16 protein-coding genes are annotated in these 22,078 nt (G+C 55.6%); 8 read left to right on the forward strand and 8 right to left on the reverse strand.

Features of this window, described 5'->3' with window-relative positions; all coding sequences use genetic code 11:
• The first annotated feature begins 86 nt into the window (after nucleotides 1-86).
• The 4 genes from thiD to yihA all read left to right on the forward strand — a co-directional run bounded on the left by thiD (nucleotide 87) and on the right by yihA (nucleotide 3,513).
• The gene (gene thiD, locus HO274_RS08420) at nucleotides 87-914 is read left to right on the forward strand and encodes a bifunctional hydroxymethylpyrimidine kinase/phosphomethylpyrimidine kinase (protein ID WP_062187680.1); all 828 of its coding nucleotides are present in this window, start codon (nucleotides 87-89) and stop codon (nucleotides 912-914) included.
• Nucleotides 904-1,521, forward strand: coding sequence for a thiamine phosphate synthase (locus tag HO274_RS08425; protein ID WP_273118707.1), 618 nt, complete (start codon nucleotides 904-906; stop codon nucleotides 1,519-1,521). Before thiD ends, HO274_RS08425 begins: the two co-directional genes overlap by 11 nt.
• A 61-nt stretch (nucleotides 1,522-1,582) precedes the next feature.
• Nucleotides 1,583-2,863: a glutamate-1-semialdehyde 2,1-aminomutase gene (gene hemL, locus HO274_RS08430; protein ID WP_031596783.1), complete on the forward strand. Its 1,281-nt coding sequence runs from the start codon at nucleotides 1,583-1,585 to the stop codon at nucleotides 2,861-2,863.
• An 8-nt stretch (nucleotides 2,864-2,871) separates the two neighbouring features.
• Nucleotides 2,872-3,513: a ribosome biogenesis GTP-binding protein YihA/YsxC gene (gene yihA / locus HO274_RS08435; protein WP_031596784.1), complete on the forward strand. Its 642-nt coding sequence runs from the start codon at nucleotides 2,872-2,874 to the stop codon at nucleotides 3,511-3,513.
• Here yihA and hemB read toward each other — a convergent pair.
• The 4 genes from hemB to HO274_RS08455 are packed head-to-tail and all read right to left on the reverse strand — an operon-like array spanning nucleotide 3,497 to nucleotide 8,445.
• Nucleotides 3,497-4,501, reverse strand: a complete 1,005-nt coding sequence (gene hemB, locus HO274_RS08440; RefSeq protein ID WP_273118711.1) for a porphobilinogen synthase — start codon at nucleotides 4,499-4,501, stop codon at nucleotides 3,497-3,499. The genes yihA and hemB overlap by 17 nt on opposite strands.
• Nucleotides 4,502-4,513: 12 nt before the next feature.
• Entirely contained in the window at nucleotides 4,514-6,772 is a 2,259-nt protein-coding gene (locus HO274_RS08445; RefSeq protein ID WP_475690457.1) for a penicillin-binding protein 1A, read from the reverse strand.
• Nucleotides 6,773-6,827: 55 nt separating this feature from the next.
• Entirely contained in the window at nucleotides 6,828-7,925 is a 1,098-nt protein-coding gene (gene aroB / locus HO274_RS08450) for a 3-dehydroquinate synthase (protein ID WP_062187714.1), read from the reverse strand.
• Nucleotides 7,906-8,445 (reverse strand): shikimate kinase, encoded by a 540-nt coding sequence (locus tag HO274_RS08455; protein ID WP_062187676.1) that lies wholly within the window; start codon nucleotides 8,443-8,445, stop codon nucleotides 7,906-7,908. Before HO274_RS08455 ends, aroB begins: the two co-directional genes overlap by 20 nt.
• A 175-nt stretch (nucleotides 8,446-8,620) precedes the next feature.
• Here HO274_RS08455 and gltB point away from each other — a divergent pair, with 175 nt between their 5' ends.
• The 4 genes from gltB (at nucleotide 8,621) to priA (ending at nucleotide 18,038) form a co-directional block, all read left to right on the forward strand.
• On the forward strand, nucleotides 8,621-13,237 hold the full coding sequence (gene gltB, locus HO274_RS08460; RefSeq protein WP_273118721.1) for a glutamate synthase large subunit: 4,617 nt from the start codon (nucleotides 8,621-8,623) through the stop codon (nucleotides 13,235-13,237).
• 1 nt (nucleotide 13,238) lies between these two features.
• Entirely contained in the window at nucleotides 13,239-14,675 is a 1,437-nt protein-coding gene (locus HO274_RS08465; protein WP_273118724.1) for a glutamate synthase subunit beta, read from the forward strand.
• Between the two features lie 49 nt (nucleotides 14,676-14,724).
• Complete coding sequence (gene hemE / locus HO274_RS08470) at nucleotides 14,725-15,792, forward strand: uroporphyrinogen decarboxylase (RefSeq protein ID WP_273118726.1); 1,068 nt, start codon at nucleotides 14,725-14,727, stop codon at nucleotides 15,790-15,792.
• A gap of 257 nt (nucleotides 15,793-16,049) precedes the next feature.
• Nucleotides 16,050-18,038: a replication restart helicase PriA gene (gene priA / locus HO274_RS08475; protein ID WP_273118729.1), complete on the forward strand. Its 1,989-nt coding sequence runs from the start codon at nucleotides 16,050-16,052 to the stop codon at nucleotides 18,036-18,038.
• Here the strand turns inward: priA and HO274_RS08480 are convergent.
• From HO274_RS08480 to HO274_RS08495, 4 genes are all read right to left on the reverse strand, one after another.
• Nucleotides 18,035-18,856 carry an undecaprenyl-diphosphate phosphatase gene (locus HO274_RS08480; protein ID WP_031596794.1) on the reverse strand — a complete coding sequence of 274 codons (822 nt, stop codon included), beginning with the start codon at nucleotides 18,854-18,856 and terminating at the stop codon, nucleotides 18,035-18,037. The genes priA and HO274_RS08480 overlap by 4 nt on opposite strands.
• A gap of 3 nt (nucleotides 18,857-18,859) precedes the next feature.
• Entirely contained in the window at nucleotides 18,860-20,764 is a 1,905-nt protein-coding gene (thiC, locus tag HO274_RS08485) for a phosphomethylpyrimidine synthase ThiC (protein WP_031596795.1), read from the reverse strand.
• Between the two features lie 87 nt (nucleotides 20,765-20,851).
• On the reverse strand, nucleotides 20,852-21,418 hold the full coding sequence (greB, locus tag HO274_RS08490) for a transcription elongation factor GreB (RefSeq protein WP_273118733.1): 567 nt from the start codon (nucleotides 21,416-21,418) through the stop codon (nucleotides 20,852-20,854).
• Nucleotides 21,419-21,421: 3 nt separating this feature from the next.
• Nucleotides 21,422-22,075, reverse strand: a complete 654-nt coding sequence (locus HO274_RS08495; protein WP_031596797.1) for a protein-L-isoaspartate O-methyltransferase family protein — start codon at nucleotides 22,073-22,075, stop codon at nucleotides 21,422-21,424.
• Between the last annotated feature and the right edge of the window lie 3 nt (nucleotides 22,076-22,078).

Genomic DNA, 22,078 nt, shown 5'->3' on the forward strand with positions numbered 1-22,078 from the left:
ATGTAACCGCGATGATCGATAGAATAGGCGAAATCTATCGATCCCCTGCCATGATAAAACTTATCCACCCTTGAGAGCAACCATCTATGATGCCTGCCCCCCCTGCCGTATTGGTGTTTGCAGCCACGGATCCCAGTGGAGGTGCGGGATTACAAGCAGATCTGCTGACTCTTTCCAGTATGGGATGCCATCCATTGTCGGTGGTGACTGGAATTACCGTCCAGGATACGACGGGGGTCGAGGACATTCTGGCGATGGATGCGGAATGGGTGGTGGATCAGGCGCGTTGTATTCTGGAAGACGTTCCTGTGGCCGTATTTAAATTGGGTGTATTGGGCAGTGTGGAAATCATCGCCGCCATTGCTGAAATCGTCGCTGATTATCCTGAAGTGCCCCTGATACTGGATCCTGTGCTGACCAGCGGAAGGGGCGACGAACTGGCCAATGAGGAAATGCTTGAGGCGTTGCGCGATCTGATTTTGCCTCAGACCTCTCTGGTCACTCCGAATGTCCTGGAATTGATGCGTCTGGCCTATGATGAGGCTCCTGAAGAAGAACGTCCTGATTATGCTCGTGCGGCCATGGAAGTATTGGAAAGCGGTTGCGAATTCGTTCTGGTGACAGGGACTCACGCACCGGGTGTGCAGGTGGTCAATACGTTGTACGGACGTGAAGGAGTCATCCGTTCCGATCGCTGGGACCGGCTTCCGGGCAGTTACCATGGCTCGGGATGTACCCTGAGCAGCGCCATTGCCGCCAGTCTGGCGCAGGGGCTACCCATTCCGGAAGCGGTGGCAGAAGCCCAGGACTATACTTGGCAAACCTTGAAAGAAGGTTATCGTCTCGGCATGGGACAGATCATTCCTGATCGTCTTTTCTGGGCTCGGGAGGAACCGCGCAACGATGTCCATTGAACCCGGTGAAATTCGGGGACTTTACGGCATTACCCCAGAGTTGAGTGACACCGCTGAGTTGCTCAGAAGAGTCCGACTGGCCTTTCTGGGAGGGATGTCGGTACTGCAGTACCGCGTCAAATCTCTCGCGATTTCCTTGCGCCGTCAACAATTATGTCAATTGCGCGCACTTTGTGATGAGTTTGGCGCGCCTTTGATCCTCAATGACGGAGGGCGCCCGGAGTGGGAAGGGGGAGTGCATGTGGGGCTGGAGGATGCGCGTCCGGAAGAATGGCATCAATTGGCTCATGGAAGGCTATTGGGTGTTTCGTGCTATGCAGACCTGAAACGGGCGCAGGCTGCAGAAGAAGCGGGTGCTGCCTATATCGCCCTGGGCCGCTTCTTCCCTTCATCAACCAAGCCGGAAGCTGCGTCCGTCACGCTGGAGGTTCTTCGTGCCAGCCGTACCCACCTCCGTATTCCCATTGTTGCAATTGGTGGAATCACCCCTGATCGGGTCGCCGAACTGCGTGCGGCAGGCGCTGATGCCGTGGCTGTTTTGAGTGGATTGTTCGATGCGCCGGATATCACGAGCCGGGCGCGGGAATATGCCGCGAATTTTGAATGATCTGGAGGGGGCCGGGCGCGTATAATGGCGTTTGACCACTGACTTAAGATCTGGAATTTCCATGACAACCAATCAGAAGTTGTTTGAACGTGCCCAGCAATTCATTCCGGGGGGCGTCAATTCTCCGGTGCGAGCCTTCCGAAGCGTAGGAGGCACCCCGCGTTTTCTGACGCGCGGGAAAGGTCCTCGCGTGTGGGACGTGGAGGGCAAGGAATATATCGATTATGTGTGCTCCTGGGGGCCGCTTCTGCATGGGCATGCCCATCCTTCTGTCATCCAGGCGGTGCAGGCCAGTGTGGAGCGGGGTTTGAGTTTTGGGGCACCCACGGCTCTGGAAGTGGAGATGGCCGAAAAACTGACACAACTCCTTCCCTCCCTGGAAATGGTTCGTCTGACCAGTTCGGGCACCGAAGCCACCATGAGTGCCATTCGTCTGGCGCGCGGGTTTACCGGGCGTAACCTCATCGTCAAATTTGAGGGGTGTTACCACGGGCATGGGGATGCCTTGCTGGTCAAGGCGGGTTCCGGGGCGCTGACCTTTGGACAGCCCGATTCCGGGGGAATACCTGCCGAATTGGCCGCTCAAACCCTGGTCCTCGAATATAACCATATGGGACAGTTAGAAGAATTATTCTCCACCCGGGGCAATCAGATTGCCGCCGTCATCGTTGAACCCGTGGCGGGCAACATGAACATGGTATTACCTCGCCCTGGATTCCTTTCAAAATTGCGCGAATTGACCACGGCCCATGGCAGCGTTTTGATTTTTGATGAGGTGATGACGGGATTCCGGGTGGCCTTGGGTGGGGCCCAGTCTCTTTACGGTATTCGCCCTGATTTGACTACTCTGGGCAAGGTGATCGGTGGAGGGATGCCCCTGGCTGCCTTTGGGGGACGGCGTGACATCATGGAATATCTGGCTCCCCTCGGACCGGTGTATCAGGCCGGTACTTTATCCGGCAATCCGGTGGCCGTGACTGCGGGCTTGGTGAATCTTCATCTGGCCTGCGCAGATGGACTGTATGAACGTTTGGGCGAAATGACCCGAACGCTGACGGAGGGCATTGTGGAAGTGGGGCGCGATGCAGGATATCCCATGTCCACCTGTTCCCTGGGGGGTATGTTTGGGCTGTATTTCCGAGAAAAGTTGCCCAATACGCTGACCGAGGTGATGGAATCGGACCGGTTTGCTTTTAATGCGTTTTTTCAGGGGATGCTTGATGAAGGGATCTACTTTGCGCCTTCGGCTTTCGAGGCGGGTTTTGTCTCCACCGTCCATACCAGTTTGGAACTGGATCAAACGCTCAGCGCGGCAGAACGGGTATTCAAACAACTGAGATGAATATTCCTGTGGAAAAAACCAACTGGGAAGCATTTTTTCAACGTGCACAATTTCACATTACGGTGGATGCCTATGCTGGTTTACCCCCGGACCAGGGTATCGAGGTCGCCTTTGCTGGCCGTTCCAATGCGGGTAAATCCAGTGCCATCAATGTGCTCACCCAGCGCAACCGCTTGGCTTATTCCAGCAAGACACCCGGCCGCACCCAGCACATCAATTATTTCAGTGTGGGCGAAGAGGGTTACCTGGTGGATTTACCTGGCTATGGCTATGCCGAAGTTCCCAAAGCAGTCAAACTGCATTGGCAACGGTTGCTGGCGGACTATCTGGCCTCTCGTGAAGCGCTGAAGGGTCTGGTCCTTCTCATGGACATTCGTCATCCACTGACAGTGCTCGATGAACAGTTGCTGGAATGGTTCCTGCCACGCCAGAAACCGGTTATCGTTTTGTTGACAAAATCCGACAAGTTGGGGCGTAGCGCGCGGGCACAGACTGTACGTTCGGTGCGTCAGACCCTGACGGACCGAGGTGCGACGTTGACGGTCATTCCTTTTTCCAGTTTGGATCGTGAGGGTCTGGAACCCGCCCGACAAGCCGTGGGCGAACTCTTCCGGAACGAAACGGGTCGAGAAATCAGCGCTGTGCCTTGAGCCATTCGCCGGCACGCAGGGCAAAGTAGGTTAAAATACCATCAGCACCAGCGCGCTTGAAAGACAGTAAGCTTTCCCATGCGCACTTTTCATCCAACCATCCGGCCTGGATAGCTCCCTGCAACATGGCATACTCCCCACTCACCTGATAGACGAAGGTGGGTGCCTTGAATTGATCCTTGATGCGCCGAAGGATATCCAGATAAGGCAGACCTGGTTTGATCATGATCATATCGGCCCCTTCAGCCAAGTCGAGTCCTGCTTCCCAGAGGGCTTCATCACTGTTGGCGGGATCCATCTGATACGTCTCCTTGCTGCCTGTGCCCAAGGATTGCCCCGAACCGACGGCATCCCTGAAGGGACCGTAAAAGGAGGAGGCATATTTGGCAGAATAGGCCAGGATGCGGGTATGGATTTTTCCCGCCTGATCCAGTTCACGACGCACGACACCGATGCGTCCATCCATCATGTCGGAAGGAGCCACCACATCCGCTCCGGCCTGAGCTTCCACCACGGCTTGACGCGCCAGTGCTGCCAGGGTTTCATCATTGAGCACGTAGCCGGACTCGTCGATCAGTCCGTCCTGACCGTGGGATGTGTAGGGGTCGAGGGCAACATCGGTGATCAGTCCCAGTTCAGGAAAGCGCCGTTTGAGGGCCTGTACGGTGCGTGGGAGGAGTCCGTCGGGGTTCCAGGCTTCTGCCGCATCGAGAGATTTGCGTGCCTGGGGAATGACCGGAAACAGGGCCAGCGCAGGAATTCCCAACTCAAGACACCGTTCGGCGGTATGCAATAACGGTTCAATGGCCTGACGGGCGATGCCCGGCAAGGAAGAGATGGGGGTTACCTCGTGGGTTCCTTCCTGCACGAAAACCGGGTATATCAAGTCAGACGCGTGGAGTTGATGTTCCTGAACCAGGCGACGGGAAAAATCATCCCGTCGATTTCGGCGCATCCGTCGTGCAGGAAAAGAACTCAGCGTCTCCATGATCGTCGTTCCTCAGTTATTTTGTGCGGCAGTGGCATAGGTGTAATCATCGATGTGGTCTGATGCAGTACTGGGTTGTCCGGTCTTGGGATCAATGGCAACGACCTCGATACCAGGGGGCATGATGGCTTCACTTTCCGGAACGGTTTTCAACGCGGTTCCCATGTAATCCATCCAAATCGGTAAGGCCGCTTGAGCACCGGTTTCCTGTGGTCCCAAAGAGGCTGGTTTGTCGAAGCCGACCCAGGCCACGGCCACTAAACTGGGTTGAAAGCCACAGAACCAGGCATCGACGTGATCGTTGGTGGTACCGGTTTTTCCAGCCAGATCCTGGCGACCCAGACTTAGCGCCCGGGTGGCCGTACCCATGCGAATGACATCCTTCATCATGCTGGTCATGATGAAGGCATTGCGAGGATCGATGACCTGCTCAGCACCTTCACCGGCCAGAATAGGCTGGGTACGGCTGAGGGGTTTTCCGCTACTGTCCAAAATTTGATCGATGAAATAGGGTTTGACCCGAAATCCCCCATTGGCAAAGACCGCATAGGCCGTAGCCATTTGTAGGGGGGTAGCCTCGCCTGCACCCAAGGCCATGCTGAGATAAGCGGGTTGACGATTGCTTTCAAAACCGAAGCGCTTGATATATTCCTGGGCATAACCAGGACTAATGGCTTTCAGGACGCGAATGGCAACCATGTTTTTTGACTCGGCCAGTCCGATACGCAGTCGAATCGGACCCAAATATTCGTTCTCATAGTTATGGGGTTCCCAGGCTTCGCCACCATTTTGGTTGGGGTCATGGATGACAATGGGGCTGTCGTCCACCAGAGTGAACGGGGTGAATCCTTTTTCCAGGGCCGCCGAGTAGATAAAAGGTTTGAAACTGGAGCCGGGTTGGCGATAGGCCTGGATGACATGATTATATTTGGTGCGATTGAAGTCAAATCCTCCCACCAAGGCACGAATGGCTCCATTGTGGGTATCGAGAGAAACCAGAGCAGCCTCTGCCTTGGGATACTGAACGATGACCCAGCCGGATTTGTCGTTCCGCAGGACGCGAATCAGAGAACCCCGCTTGATTCGTCGATCGGCACTTGTTTTTGGACTCAAACTGGCGTGTACAAACGCCAAGGCACCGTCTTTGAGGATCACGGGCCCTACATTCTTTATGTAAGCACTCACTTCCTTTTCAGAGGCTGACTCAACCACGGCCGGGTATAGTTCGTTGGCGATTTCCAGGTCTCCCAGCGACTCTTCAAAATCGGCAATGGTGGCACCGCTGCTGGGCAAATCCAGCGTGGCTTCAGGGCCGCGATAGCCATGTCGCTGATCATAGGCCAGGACACCCTCGCGTACGGCGTGGAAAGCGGCATCCTGATCAGGTTTGAGGAGAGTGGTGATGACACTGTAGCCGGAGGAATAAACTCCGTCCCCATAGGTTTGAACCATGTACTGACGGACCATTTCAGCGACATAGTCAGCACGGGTCAGGGCATTGGCATGATAGGCTGAGGCGTGTCCCGGTTTATGCAATGCCAGGGTAAAGTCGGCATCATTGAGGTACTTCAGGTCGTGCATGCGGCGCAACACATACTGTTGGCGCAGTGCCGCCCGTTGTGGGTTGATAATGGGATTGTAGCGCGAGGGGGCTTTGGGTAGCCCGGCCAGCATGGCCATTTCCGCAACGGTGAGTTGAGACAGGGGTTTGCCGTAATACACCACGGCGGCAGCGCCAAAGCCATAGGCACGTTGTCCGAGATAGATCTGGTTGATGTACAACTCGAGGATCTGGTCCTTGGTCAGGTTGCTTTCAATCTTGTAAGACAACAGGACTTCGGATAATTTGCGGGTCAACGTGCGTTCATTGGTCAGGAAGAAATTACGGGCCACCTGCATGGTGATGGTACTGGCACCTTCCTTGGCCGAGTGGGAAAACACATCTGCCAGCATGGCACGCAGAACTCCCTGGAAATCCACGGCACCATGCTGGTAAAAACGGTCATCTTCAGCAGCCAGTATGGCGTGACGCATGTTGAGAGGAACTTCCGTCAATTTGAGCATGGCGCGCCGCTCTTCCCCAAATTCGCCGATCAATTGATGGTCCGTGGTATAGACCCGGAGTGGTAACTTTGGGCGATAGTCGGTGACAGCATCCAGACTGGGAAGTTTTGGATACAGTAGGGCCAGAGTCATGACCACGATGCCCACTGCCACGGTGCCGAGAGCGACCAGAAAAATCAAGGGGTAGAGAAGAAATTTGGGCAATATGGCACCACTGGTGGAAGTTGGAAGAGATTATACTTGGTCTCAGGGGAAGCGTCTTTCAGGGTGCGATGAAGCGCCCTTGTCCGGGGGTCAGGACGGCTTCCAGCAGATCCTGGCGGGTCACGGAAGTCAGACAGGCTTGGCCCAGCGACTTGAGGAGTACAAAACGCAGAGACCCTGCCTCTGCCTTTTTGTCTCCGGCCATGAGGTCCAGATACCGTTGAACCCCCAGGTTAGGTGCTAGGGTCGGTAGGCCGGTTCGCTCAAAGAGGGTCGTCATGCGTTGCAGGTCCTTGGAGTGGAGCCAGCCCAGACGTTCGGACAGGTCAGCGGCCAACAGAGAGCCCACCGCCACGGCTTCACCATGCAACCAGTTTCCATAGCCCAATCCTGTTTCAATGGCATGTCCGAAGGTGTGACCCAGATTGAGCAAGGCACGCAGCCCGGTTTGTTCCAGAGGGTCTGCAGCCACGAGGGTGGACTTGTTGCGGCAGGACGTCAGAATGGCCTGAGCCAAGATCTCGGGGTCACGTTGCAGCAAGGCATCCAGATGAATTTCCAGCCATTCCAGAAAGGGGAGATCACGGATCAGAGCATATTTGATGACCTCTGCCAGACCCGCCAGAAATTCTCTCTGAGGCAGGGTATCAAGGGTTGTGGTATCGGCCAGTACCAAACGGGGTTGGTGAAATGCGCCGATCATGTTCTTACCCAGGGGGTGGTTGATACCGGTTTTCCCGCCCACGGAAGAATCCACCTGGGACAGTAGGGTCGTGGGGACTTGAATCAGAGAGACGCCACGCAGGTAGGTGGCTGCCGCATAACCTGCCAGATCACCAACCACTCCCCCGCCCAGTGCAATGACCGTGGTTTTTCTATCCGCCCGGTGTTCCAGCAGTACATCGTGAATATGGTTGAAACTGTCGCGTGTTTTGTAGGACTCTCCATCGGGGAGCAGGATGGGTATGACCCGTTGTCCCTCAGCGGTGAGCATGTGCGCGAGGCGATCCAGATACAGAGGTGCCACGGTGGTATTGGTCACGATGGCAGAGGTATTGCCAGCCAGATGAGGCGTGATGAGGTCGCTACGGCATAGTAATCCGGGTCCTACCTGGATCGGATAAGAGGGAGAGACTTCAACAAGAAGGGTGTGCAAGGACATGGGCATCTAGTTCCAGTTCCAATTGACAGATGAGCCTTTGTGGGCTTTGTTGGGCGGTATCCACAATCAGGTGGGCCGTTTCCCGATAGAGGGGGTCGCGGATTTCAAATAACTCTTGCAGGCGGGCTTTGGGGTCTTCCGTTTTCAGGAGGGGGCGATGGCGATCGTGGCGAGTACGATGCCAGAGTTGATCCACGCTGCCACGCAGATAAACCACGACTCCCTGTTGGCGCAGACGTTGGCGTGTCAGGGGACTTAAAATGGCCCCACCACCGGTGGCCAGCACGATTCCCCGGCGTTGGACCAACTCGCCTAGAATGGCCTCTTCGCGGGCGCGGAAGCCCGATTCTCCCTCGAGTTCGAAAATGGTGCTGATGCGCACTCCTGTATGGGCTTCGATTTCCTGGTCGGAATCCACGAACTCCAGGTGGCGATGACGGGCCAACAAGCGACCGATGGTGGTCTTGCCGGCGCCCATCAAACCCACCAGAAAGATGTTGCACGATTTATCCATCCCGCCATTGTAGCCCAGCTTGGAGTTTGAAAGGCGTGTGCCATAAAGTTAACGGTTGATTGGCCAGTCCGTCTGGGGTATCATCGCAGACCCGCTGCGCGTAATCATGACCCGCCTCAGGCTCCGGTTTGTGCACGCAGCGATTGCTCCGTCTACTGCGTGCTGAGGTGTACCGTTGAACCAGTCGTCCATTCCGTCCGCTCAGGGACTTTACGATCCCGTCCATGAACATGATGCCTGTGGTGTGGGCTTTGTTGCGCACATCAAGGGGCAGAAGAGCCATGCCATCGTTCGGCAGGGGCTTCAGATCCTGGAAAATCTGACACATCGCGGGGCCACGGGCGCCGATCCTCTGGCGGGCGATGGTGCAGGTATCCTGCTCCAGATCCCTGATGCCTTTTTGCGCCGCGCGGTGGATCCACTGGGCTTTGCGCTGCCAGAGGTGGGGCATTATGCCGTGGGGATGGTTTTCCTGCCGCAAGATCCGCAAGCGCGCGAAATTTGTGAAACCATTCTGGAGCGCTGCGCGCGCGAAGAAGGTGCCGAAGTTTTGGGTTGGCGTACGGTGCCCACTCAAAATCAGGGGTTGGGAGACAGCGTCAAGCGGGTAGAACCCTTCATTCGCCAGATTTTTCTGGCCCGTGGCGCGACCCACGGAGATCAGACCGTCTTTGAACGAAAGTTATTCGTGTTGCGTAAGCGCGCCGAACATGAAGCCGCCCAGAAGGGTTATGACCGGACCCGCTTCTACTTACCCTCCCTGTCGTCTCGTACCCTGATTTACAAGGGGATGTTACTGGCGGATCAAGTGGGCCAGTACTACACCGATCTGAACGACGAAAGTTTGGTTTCCGCATTGGCGCTGGTGCACCAGCGTTTTTCCACCAATACTTTTCCCACCTGGGATCTGGCCCATCCTTTCCGACTTATCGCGCATAACGGGGAAATCAATACGTTGCGCGGGAATGTCAACTGGATGGCAGCACGTCGTGGTAATTTGGCCTCTGCCCTGCTGGGTGAAGACGTGGCCAAAATCTGGCCCCTCATTGTGGAGGGTCAGTCGGACTCCGCTGCTTTTGACAATGCGCTGGAATTGCTGGTGGCTGGGGGTTATTCTTTGGTACAGGCCATGACGCTCCTGATTCCCGAGGCCTGGGCGGGCAATCCCTTGATGGATGAGGCGCGCCGGGACTACTACGAATATCATGCGGCTCTGATGGAGCCCTGGGATGGGCCTGCTGCGGTGGCCTTTACCGATGGACGTCAGATTGGCGCCACGCTGGATCGCAATGGTTTGCGTCCTGCACGCTATTTGCAAACCAGTGATGACTTGGTATTGATGGCCTCGGAAATGGGGGTATTGCCCATTCCCGAACATAAGATCATCAAGAAATGGCGCTTGCAACCGGGCAAGATGTTCCTGATCGATCTGGAGCAGGGACGGATCGTTAGCGATGCGGAGGTCAAGTCTGGACTGGCTCGTCAGCATCCCTACCGTCAATGGCTGGAAGCGACTCAGATCCGTCTCGAGGCCCTGCCGGTCCCTGCTCCTGCCGTGGAAGAAAAACCCACCGCTGCCGTTGTGCTCCATCGCCAGCAAGCCTTTGGCATGACCGAGGAGGAACTCAAGTTTATCCTGGCTCCCATGGTGACCAGCGGTCAGGAAGCCGTGGGTTCCATGGGGGATGACACGCCGCTGGCGGTGTTGTCGAACCGCTCCAAGTCGCTATACCAGTATTTCCGACAACTATTTGCCCAAGTCACCAATCCTCCCATCGATCCGATTCGTGAAGAGTTGGTCATGTCCCTGGTGTCTTTCATTGGACCACGCCCCAACCTGTTGGCGATACACGAAGCGGATCCCCAACCCCGTCTGGAAGTGGAACAACCGGTTCTGTTGCCAGAAGACATGAACTGTCTGCGCGCCATCGCCAGTCTCACGGCAGATCGTTTCCGGGTTTCTACATTATCGATCTGCGCGCCTCTCCAGGAAGGAGTGGCGGGATTGGCGGCCAGGTTGGAAGCGCTCTGCACCCAGGCGGTGGAAGCCGTTCGCTCGGGCAGTAATATCCTGATCCTCTCAGATCGTTCCGTGGGCCCGGCGCAGGTAGCGATCCCCGCTTTGCTTGCCACTGCCGCAGTGCATCATTACCTTGTACGGGAAGGACTTCGTACGGCCACGGGTTTGGTGGTGGAGACGGGGTCTGCCCGGGAAGTCCATCATTTTGCCCTGCTCGTGGGCTATGGGGCTGAGGCTGTGTATCCTTGGCTGGTTTATGAAACTCTGGAGCAGGGTCATGGCGCGTTCCTGAATATGGACGTCCCTCTCAAGGAAATGCGCAAGCGTTTTTCCAAGGCTGTTTCCAAGGGACTGCTCAAGGTCATGTCCAAAATGGGGATTTCCACGGTTCAATCCTATTGTGGTGCCCAGATTTTTGAAGCCATCGGGTTGAGTGCTTCCTTTGTGCGGCGTTTCTTTACGGGAACAGCCTCCGTGGTTGAAGGAATCGGATTGGCCGAGATTCTGGAAGAAAATCTGCGCCTGCATCGTGTGGCGTATTCTGCAGGGCCGTTGCATCAGGAGGCGCTGGATGCCGGGGGAGAGTACGCTTACCGCATTCGTGGGGAAGCCCACATGTGGACTCCGGAAAGTATCTCTAAATTGCAACATGCGACCCGTTCCGGAAACTATGCGACTTATCAGGAATACGCTCGGGCCATCAACGATCAGGCCGAACGATGGATGACCTTGCGGGGTCTTTTTGAATTCAAGAATGCTGCGCAGCCCCTTCCTATTTCCGAAGTGGAAGCCGCGGCCTCCATCGTCAAACGTTTTGCCACGGGTGCAATGTCTCTGGGATCCATTTCCCAGGAGGCGCACAGTACTCTGGCCGTTGCCATGAACCGCCTGGGGGGGAAATCCAATACTGGCGAAGGGGGAGAAGATCCCGCACGGTTCCGCCCATTGTCCAATGGGGATTCCATGCGTTCGGCCATCAAGCAGGTCGCCTCCGGGCGTTTTGGTGTGACGGCGGAGTATCTGGTCAATGCCGATGATATTCAAATCAAAATGGCACAGGGCGCCAAACCAGGGGAAGGAGGGCAGTTACCCGGACACAAGGTCAGCCAGTATATCGGCAAGTTGCGTCATTCCGTGCCGGGGGTGGGTCTGATTTCTCCTCCCCCGCACCATGACATCTATTCCATCGAAGATCTGGCCCAATTGATCCACGATCTCAAGAACGTCAATCCCCAAGCGCGTATCAGCGTCAAACTGGTGTCCGAAGTGGGGGTGGGCACGGTGGCGGCCGGGGTTGCCAAGGCCCATGCCGATCATGTCACCATCTCCGGACATGACGGTGGAACCGGTGCGTCTCCTCTGTCTTCGATCAAATATGCGGGTTCCCCTTGGGAGTTGGGGCTGGCGGAAACCCAGCAGACCTTGGTTCTCAACCGTTTGCGTGGGCGCATCTGTGTGCAGGCCGATGGTCAGATGAAAACCGGGCGGGATGTGGTGATTGGCGCTTTGCTGGGTGCGGACGAATTTGGGTTTGCAACAGCCCCGCTGGTGGTGGAGGGATGCATCATGATGCGTAAGTGCCACCTCAATACCTGTCCGGTGGGCATTGCCACGCAGGATCCGGAATTGACCCGACGATTTGCCGGACAGCCCGAGCATTTGATCAATTATTTCTTCTTTGTGGCGGAGGAAGTACGTGAACTGATGGCTCAACTGGGATTCCGGACTTTCGAGGAGATGGTGGGACGGGTTGACCGCCTCGACATGCGCCGAGGAATTTCCCACTGGAAGGCACAGGGTCTGGATTTTTCAAGAATCTTTCATAGCCCGGACATGCCTGTTCAGGTGGCTCGTTCCTGGAAGGAGCGGCAGGATCATGGTCTGGAACAGGCACTGGATCATGTTCTCATCGCACAGTCCAGGACCGCTATCGAGCAGGGGCAAGCGGTGGTCATCGAAACGGGCGTGCGTAACGTCAATCGTTCCGTGGGTGCCATGTTGTCTGGCGAAGTGGCGCGCCATCATGGCTTTGCCGGTTTGCCTCAGGATACGATCCTGGTGCGCGCCAAGGGAACTGCCGGGCAGAGTTTTGGTGCCTTTCTGGCCCATGGGGTGACCTTTCACCTATACGGTGAAGCCAATGATTATGTTGGCAAGGGACTGTCTGGGGGACGTATCATCATTCAACCCGCTCCCGAATCTACTTTGTTGGCTGAAGAGAATATCATTGTGGGAAATACGGTTCTGTACGGTGCCGTTGCCGGAGAATGTTATTTCCGGGGGGTGGCAGGCGAACGCTTTGCCGTGCGCAACTCCGGTGCAGTAGCCGTGGTGGAAGGCGTAGGAGACCACGGATGCGAATACATGACGGGAGGCACGGTAGTGGTACTGGGTGAGGCCGGACGAAATTTTGCCGCAGGAATGAGCGGGGGGATTGCCTTTGTCTATGACGAGGCGGGGGATTTTGATAAACGCTGTAATCTGTCCATGGTTGCGCTCGAGGCGGTTCCCGAGGAAGAGCAGACCACCGAGGTCAAAGGCGTTCTGGACACCCATGGACGTGTGCGTGTCAATCACATCGAAGCACGGGATGAATATCTGTTGCGTATCCTGATTGAAAACCACGTGCGTTATACGGGCAGTACGCGTGGACAGCAGATTCTGGATCAATGGTCGAGTGCACGGAGCAAGTTCGTCAAAGTGATGCCCTTGGAGTATCGCCGCGCGCTGGCTGAAATGGCAGCAGAACAACAATTGGCACAGGTGGCCTGACATGGGAAAGATTACGGGGTTCATGGAAATCGAACGGCAGGAACCCTCTGCCGAAACACCACAAGAACGGGTGGGCCACTACCGCGAATTTACCATTGATCTGCCCTTGGAGAGCGTCAGCCAGCAAGGAGCGCGCTGCATGGATTGCGGAATCCCCTTCTGCCAGACGGGGTGTCCGGTGAATAATATCATTCCTGATTGGAATGATCTGGTTTACCGTGGGCAGTGGCGCGAAGGGTTGGACAACCTCCATTCCACCAACAATTTTCCGGAATTTACGGGGCGGGTCTGTCCTGCACCTTGTGAGTCGGCTTGTGTGCTCAACATCAATACGGCACCGGTCACCATCAAGAACATTGAACATGCCTTGGTGGACCGGGGTTGGGAAGAAGGCTGGATTACCCCGAAAATTCCTTCGCACAAAACGGGTAAACGGGTGGCCGTGGTGGGCTCCGGACCTTCCGGGTTGGCTGCGGCACAGCAGTTGGCACGGGTGGGGCACGACGTGGTGGTGTTCGAAAAAAATGATCGGATCGGGGGACTGTTGCGCTACGGTATCCCGGACTTCAAATTGGAAAAACTTCAGATTGATCGTCGGCTCCATCAGATGCGCGCAGAAGGGGTGGAATTCCGCACCGGCGTGCATGTGGGCGTGACACTGTCTGCCCAGCATTTGAGGGAAACGTTTGATGCGATTCTGCTCACTGGGGGATCGGAACATCCCCGCGATTTGTCTGTGCCGGGACGGGCATTGAAGGGTGTTCATTTTGCCATGGAATTCCTGCCCCAACAGAATCGACGCAATGCCGGAGATACGGTGGAAAATGGCCTGTTGGCCACGGGCAAGCATGTGGTGGTGATTGGCGGGGGCGATACGGGTTCCGACTGTGTGGGGACATCTCTTCGCCAGGGAGCCCTTTCCGTCACACAGTTTGAAGTCATGCCACGCCCTCCGGAGCAGGAGGACAAACCTTTGGTGTGGCCTCAATATCCCCTTAAGTTCCGTACTTCCACCTCTCAAGCGGAAGGGTGTATCCGTGACTGGAGCATTTCGACCCAGGCGTTTACAGGAGTCGATGGACAAGTGACCCAGTTGCATGCTGTGCGCCTGGAGTGGAAGGCGGACGAGAAGGGCCAGATGAAACCTCAGGAAATTCCGGGCAGTGCCTTTGACATTCCGGCGGATCTGGTTCTGCTGGCCATGGGTTACCTGCATCCAGTGCAGACCGGTTTGTTGGAACAGTTAGGGGTGGCAAAGGATGCCCGGGGCAATGTACAGGCCAAAGTCCTGGACTATCAAACTTCGGTGTCCAAGGTATTTGCTGCCGGGGATATGCGGCGTGGGCAGTCTCTGGTGGTTTGGGCCATTCGGGAGGGACGCCAGGCGGCACGAGCCATCGATGAGTTCCTGATGGGGCAGTCGGATCTTCCACGCTGATTTTCATGATAGACCCGCTGAAGTAATGGCGGACTGACGAGGTTTTCCTGTGCTGAAAAATGATACCTTCCTGCGTGCGCTCTTGCGTGAACCCGTTCCCTATACACCGCTTTGGATCATGCGCCAGGCTGGTCGCTATTTGCCCGAATACAATGCGACGCGGGCCCGGGCCGGTAGTTTTCTCAAGTTGTGCAAATCGCCGGACCTGGCCACAGAAGTAACCTTGCAGCCCTTGGCCCGGTATGCCTTGGATGCGGCCATTCTTTTTTCCGATATTTTGACCGTGCCGGATGCCATGGGTCTGGGGCTTTATTTTGCAGAAGGAGAAGGACCCAAATTCGAACGTCCCATCCGTGATGAATGGGAGGTTCGAAATTTGAGTGTGCCCGATCCTACTGTGAACCTGCGTTACGTTCTGGATGGGGTATCTCAGATTCGCAAGGCATTGGCGGGTTCGGTGCCCCTCATTGGTTTTTCAGGCAGTCCCTTTACCCTGGCATGCTACATGGTGGAAGGAGGCGGGTCGGAGGATTTCCGTCATATCAAGGGGATGCTCTATCGCCGCCCGGATTTGTTGCATCGCATTCTGGAAGTGACCACCGAAGCGGTCATTCAGTATTTGAATGCCCAGATTGAAGCGGGGGCTCAGGCAGTCATGGTGTTCGATACCTGGGGAGGAACACTGACTCCGAAGGCATATCAGGAATTTTCACTGCACTATCTGTCTGTGATCGCTGCCGGGTTGACCAAACAGGCAGAAGGGCGCCGAGTGCCCAGCATCGTCTTTACCAAGGGTGGAGGATTGTGGCTTGAATCCATTGCCGACGCGGGCTACGATGCGGTGGGGTTGGATTGGACCATAGACATGGGTGAGGCCCGGCGCCGTATCGGTCACAAGGTCGCGTTGCAGGGTAATCTGGATCCGATGGTTTTGTTTGGGACGCCCGAGTGCATTCGCTCGGAGGTGGGAAGAGTATTGGCGGAATTTGGTCCGGGATCTGGTCATGTTTTCAATCTTGGCCATGGCATTACGCGCTTTACCGACCCGGATCAGGTGACGGTATTAGTGGATGCGGTGCATGAACTGAGCCGTCGACAAGGCGTCGCTATTGCCTGACAAATAAGGAAAAAACCAGATTATTCATGGTTTTTTCCCCAGTGTTATGCACAGAGTGGGATCGATGGACGATAATCCTCATGAATTATGGGTGTCCTTGATAAATGTAAGTTAACAACATGATTTATATGAATAAATCATGGTTAGTCGAGGTTGGGCAAGGTGATTTTTGACGGATTTAAAATCTTGACAAGTATCAAACTCCCAACTTATAAACAAAGTTATCCACAGATGGACCGCGCCCCTTCTGCCCATTCATGGATCTCCAGAGCCCCGTGATCGTCGAAGTTCTGCTTGATCTGCCTTTACCTCGCGGGTTTGATTATCATGCCGCTCTGGCGACAGAGGAGGACGTGGGGCGGCGGGTCAAGGTTCCGTGGGGCACCGGGCAAAAAGTTGGCGTAATTCGAGCCCTCAAACACACCTCCACTTACCCCGCGGACAAAATCAAGGAAGTTTTGGAGATTTGGCGGGATGTTCCGCCACTGAATGCTCGTGATTGGCAGTTGCTGGAATTCTGTAGTTCCTATTATCACTACCCTTTAGGGCAAACGGTGCTGGCCATGTTGCCCCCTGCCCTGCGTCGAGTGGGTGGCTGGCTGCCTCCGCGCCGAGTACGTCAACCCCGGAAATATCCGTCTCAGAGTTCGGCACCGCCACTTAATGAGGCACAACGGAGCGTGGTGCAGGCGATTCTTCAGCAACCGAACTTTGCTGTGCACCTGATCCATGGGGTGACCGGGAGCGGCAAGACCGAGGTGTATTTTTCTCTGATCGAAAAGGTATTGGAGCGCGGACGACAGGTTCTCTTGCTGGTTCCGGAAATCAACCTGACTCCCCAACTGGAACAACGTCTGGCACGTCGTTGGCCTAACCTGAACTGGATCAGTCTGCACAGTGGGGTCAGTGAGAAGGAACGGGCGCGGCGTTGGTTGACGGCCCAGACCGGTGCCGCACGTTTGGTATTGGGCACACGCCTGGCAGTTTTTACGCCTCTGCCCGAGTTGGGATTGATCGTGGTGGACGAAGAACATGAGGCCTCTTTCAAACAGCAGGATGGATTGCGCTATTCCGCACGGGACTTGGCCATTGTCCGTGCTCGCCAGGGAGAATTCCCGATTATTCTGGGGTCTGCAACGCCTACCTTGGAAAGTTGGCATAACGCTCGTACAGGACGGTATCAACTGCACCATTTGAGAGAGCGGGCCGTACCCGGCGCTTGTTTGCCCCAACTGACTTTGGCACCCACGATGCAGGAAGGGCTTCCTCACTGGGCGACCGTCTTGCACGAAACATTGAGCCGTGGGGAACAGGTGCTGGTGTTCATCAACCGGCGCGGTTATGCCCCTGTTCTGTATTGCCCCAACTGTGGCTGGCAGGCGGCTTGTCCCCGCTGCAGTGTGCGACTGGTGGTACATCGGCGGACCCGTCAGTTGCGTTGTCATCACTGCGGTCTGGAGCAAGTTCTGCACGAATCTTGCCCATCCTGCGGGAATGTCCACATGGAAACCCGTGGAGAAGGGACGCAGCAGGTAGAAGAACGTCTGCGCAACTATTGCCCCTCAGCCCGTCTCCTGCGTCTGGACAGCGACAGTTTGGCCCTTAAGGGCAGTTGGGAAAGGGCGAGGGAACAAATTTTGGACCATCAGGTGGATATTCTGGTGGGAACCCAGTTATTGGTCAAAGGACACGATTTTCCTGATTTGTCCTTGGTGGTGGTACTGAATGCCGACCAATCGCTCTTCAGCAGTGATTTTCGTGCCTCAGAACGGCTTTATGCCCAACTACTTCAGGTGGCCGGACGGGCCGGACGGGCAGAAAAGGCGGGGCAGGTGTGGATTGAAACGGATTATCCCGGACACCCCGTACTGTTGGCGCTGATGCAGCACGAAACAGAAAACTTTCTGGACCAGGAATTGGCCCTGCGGCGTCAGATGGGATGGCCACCTTTTAATTATCTGGCCATACTTCGGGCAGAAGCACGGGACGTGGGCAAGGTCACTGTCTTTCTGGAGGATGCGCGGCAGAAAGCCTTGACCCGTGGAGGAGAAGGGATCTGTATTTTTGATCCGGTTCCCTCCACTTTGGCGCGCAAGGCGGGCTTCCACCGTTGGCAATTACTCGTTCAGGGTGCGCATCGTGCTTCCCTGCAAGTTTTTCTGGCCAGTTGGGTGGATGAGTTACGTGCCTTGCGTTCGGGGCGAAGCATCCACTGGGTGCTCGAAGTCGATCCCTGGGACTGTTAGTCGGTCCACTGCACCCAACCAAAGGCATGAGTGAGCAGGATGAGCAGGCCAAACAGGATTCGGTAATAGGCAAAACCGGTGAAATTATGCTGACTGACGAAACGGAGAAGGGCGCGCACTGTCATGAAAGCAAATATGAAAGAGAACAAGCTGCCGACCAGAAACATGCCCAGATCACTGGCATGAAAAAGATGACGGTACTTAACCAGTTCGTAAACGGTGGCTGCGCTCAGGGTGGGAATGGCAAGAAAAAAGGAAAACTCTGTGGCAGCTGTGCGGGATAGGCCAAAGAATAGTCCGCCCATGATAGTGGCTCCAGAACGGGAAGTGCCGGGGATCAGGGCAAAGGACTGACAAAGTCCGATTTTAAGGGCAATCCGCCAGTCCATATCGTCCACGGTGGTGATGCGTATCGGTTGGTGACGACGTTCCACCCAAAAAATGACAAAGGCACCCAGAATGAAGGCCAGTGCCACGGGTAAAGGAGCAAACAGATGCGCTTTGATGGATTTGGCGAACAATAAACCCAAAACTGCTGCCGGAAGAAAGGCCAGCAGCAGGTTGAGGGTAAAGCGTTGAGCTGCGCGATCCCTGGGCAATCCCAGGACCACACGCCCAATCTTTGCCCGATACTCCCAGCAAATGGCCAGGATGGCGGCAAACTGGATGACGATTTCAAAAACCTTGCCTTTTTCGTCATTGAAGTGCAACAGACTGCCCACCAGTATCAGATGTCCCGTGCTGGAAACCGGCAGGAATTCCGTCAGTCCTTCCACCACGCCCAGAATGGCCGCTTTGACAAGTAACAGGACATCCATGGGTCAAACCTTGCGATAGAGTTCGGCACCCTGTGCCCGGAACTCCTGGGCTTTTTCTGCCATTCCCTGATCCAGTGCCTGCTCGGAAGATACACCGATTTGAGAGGCGTAATCCCGTACGTCCTGAGTAATCTTCATGGCGCAGAAATGAGGACCACACATGGAACAAAAATGAGCCAGTTTGGCCCCTTCCTGAGGCAGCGTTTCATCATGAAATTCCCGAGCCTTGTCCGGGTCCAGTCCCAGGTTGAACTGATCATCCCAACGGAATTCGAAACGGGCCTTGGACAGCGCATTATCGCGCATTTGGGCACCGGGATGTCCCTTGGCCAGATCGGCTGCATGGGCGGCAATCTTGTAAGCCATGATGCCGTCCTTGACGTCGTTCTTATCGGGCAAGCCCAGATGTTCCTTGGGTGTGACATAGCACAACATGGCCGTGCCCTGCCAGCCGATCATGGCAGCGCCGATGGCTGAGGTGATATGGTCATAACCCGGTGCGATATCCGTGGTGAGAGGGCCCAGGGTGTAGAACGGGGCCTCCTGGCAGAGGGACAGTTGCAGTTCCATGTTTTCGCGGATACGGTGCATGGGCACATGTCCCGGACCTTCGATCATGGTTTGCACATCATGTTTCCAGGCAATCTGGGTCAGTTCGCCGAGGGTTTTGAGTTCGGCGAACTGGGCGGCGTCATTGGCGTCATGAATGGAACCGGGGCGCAGTCCATCCCCCAAGGAGAAACTGACATCATAGGCCTTCATGATGGCGCAGATATCCTCGAAATGGGTATACAGGAAATTTTCCTTGTGGTGGGACAGGCACCACTTGGCCATGATGGACCCGCCCCGGGAGACGATGCCGGTTAAACGCTGAGCGGTCAGGGGAATATGGGCAAGACGCAATCCTGCGTGAATGGTGAAATAGTCCACTCCCTGTTCGGCCTGTTCGATGAGAGTGTCCCGATAGATTTCCCAAGTCAGTTCCTCGGCTTTTCCATCCACTTTTTCCAGTGCCTGATAGATAGGTACGGTTCCAATGGGGACGGGAGAATTACGGATGATCCACTCGCGTGTCTCATGGATATTCTTGCCCGTGGACAGGTCCATGACCGTGTCGCCACCCCAGCGAATGGCCCAGGTCATTTTTTCCACTTCTTCCTGGATGCTTGAACCCAAGGCGGAGTTGCCGATGTTGGCATTGATCTTGACCAGAAAGTTGCGTCCGATGATCATGGGTTCGATTTCGGGGTGATTGATATTGGCGGGCAGGATAGCTCGTCCGCGCGCAATTTCATCCCGTACGAATTCCGGAGTGATCTGTCCGGGTAAGGAAGCGCCCAGGGATTCACCTGGATGTTGGGCGGAGAGCCAGCGTTCGGCATTGCCTCCACGAGCTTTGAGGGCATCCAGTTGGGCTTCGCGCCGACAATTTTCACGAATGGCTACATATTCCATTTCCGGAGTGATGATGCCACGTCGCGCATAGTGCATTTGGGAGACGTTTTGTCCCGTCAGGGCGCGGCGCGGCGTACGCTGGAGTTTGAAGCGCATTTCGGTCAGGGCCGCATTGTCCAATCGTTCCTGGCCATAGGTGGAGGATGGCCCGTTCAATGCTTCCGTGTCTTGACGTTCCTCGATCCAGCAACTGCGAACGCTGGGTAAACCTGCCCGAATGTCGATGCTGACCGTGGGGTCTGAGTACGGGCCGGAGGTATCATAAACGGTGAGCGGGGGATTGGGTTCGGCACCGAAGGTGGCCGGGGTATCCGACTGGCGGATTTCACGCATGGGGACCCGCAGGTCGGGGCGTGAACCGGTGACATGGATCTTGTGGGAACAGGGGAGAGGGATAACGGATGCTTCATCCACTTGGGCCTGTTCGGCCAGAAACTTTGGGGGTGCATTCATGCGCAGATTCACTCTTAGAACGGATTAACAAGGGAAGTGTACCAGATGGACAGGGTTAGCCCGGTTCCAACACGCTCAAGGGGTGGATTATGGAGGGTCCAGAGGAAAGTATTGAACGTCGACGATATCGAGGGTACGCGCCCCTGCCGGACTCATGAACCGGACCGTGTCGCCGGTACGTTGTTTGAGCAAGGCACGGGCCAGAGGTGAAATCCAGCTGATGTGACCGCATCCAGGATCGGTTTCATCTCGACCGATGATGGTATAGACATGAGTTTGATCGCCCTCTTCCACGGTCACCTGTGCTCCGAAAAAAATTTGGTCATTTCCGGACTGCAAGGTGGGATCGACCACTTGGGCGATTTCCAGCCGTTTGGTGAGAAAGCGCAGGCGCCGGTCAATTTCGCGCAGGCGTCGTTTCCCATAAATATAATCTCCATTTTCCGAACGATCACCGTTGGAAGCCGCCCAAGACACGGTTTCTACGACCTTCGGACGCTCCACGCGTAACAGATGATCCAATTCGGCGACCAGTCGGGCATGTCCTCGAGGGGTCAGATAATTGGGCGTGTTAGGTGGCAGGTCCGTACTCGAAGCGGAAAGGTCTTCCTCCTTCTCCTCATTTTCTGCCTCGCGTACAAAGGCTTTGCTCATCGTTCAAAATTCGAAGAGAGGTGTTTGTGCTGCATGGTGAAGAGAGGGAACCCAGGTTTCAAAAAGTGATTCTTCCCGCAGTGTTCCATTCGGCAGACGCATCCAGCGTCGTACGGTCATGATGGGCGCATGGCCGACGATGGCAAGAGCGCATCCTCCGGCTGCCAAAACGTCGAGAAATGCCGGAGGTAGGTAAGGGACGGAACCGGTGAGCAGAATGGTGTCCCAGACGGATTCTGGACGCCAACCCTGGGCGGCATCGCCCACTTCCACGGTGACATTGTGAATTCCGGCATTTTGCAGGCGTTGGCGAGCCTGAGTGGCCAGAGTCGGGTGAATTTCCACCGAGGTGACGGTGGCGGCGCGCTTGCCCAGTAGGGCAGCCACATATCCGCTACCCGTTCCTACATGAAGGACGCGGTCTGATTTCTTGAGGCGCAATTCTTGAATCAGGCGAGCCTCCAATTTGGGTGAAAGCATGAATTCCCCATGATCCAGAGGAAGTTCCATGTCGACGAAAGCCAATTCTCGCTGGGTGGCCGGAACAAATTCCTCACGACGAACCTGATAGAGTAGATCGAGCACTTCGATATTCAGGACATCCCAAGGGCGGATCTGTTGTTCGACCATATTGAAGCGAGCCTGTTCAAGATTCATTGA

It is taken from the genome of Ferrovum myxofaciens, from assembly GCF_013181415.1.
GTDB lineage: Bacteria > Pseudomonadota > Gammaproteobacteria > Burkholderiales > Ferrovaceae > Ferrovum > Ferrovum myxofaciens.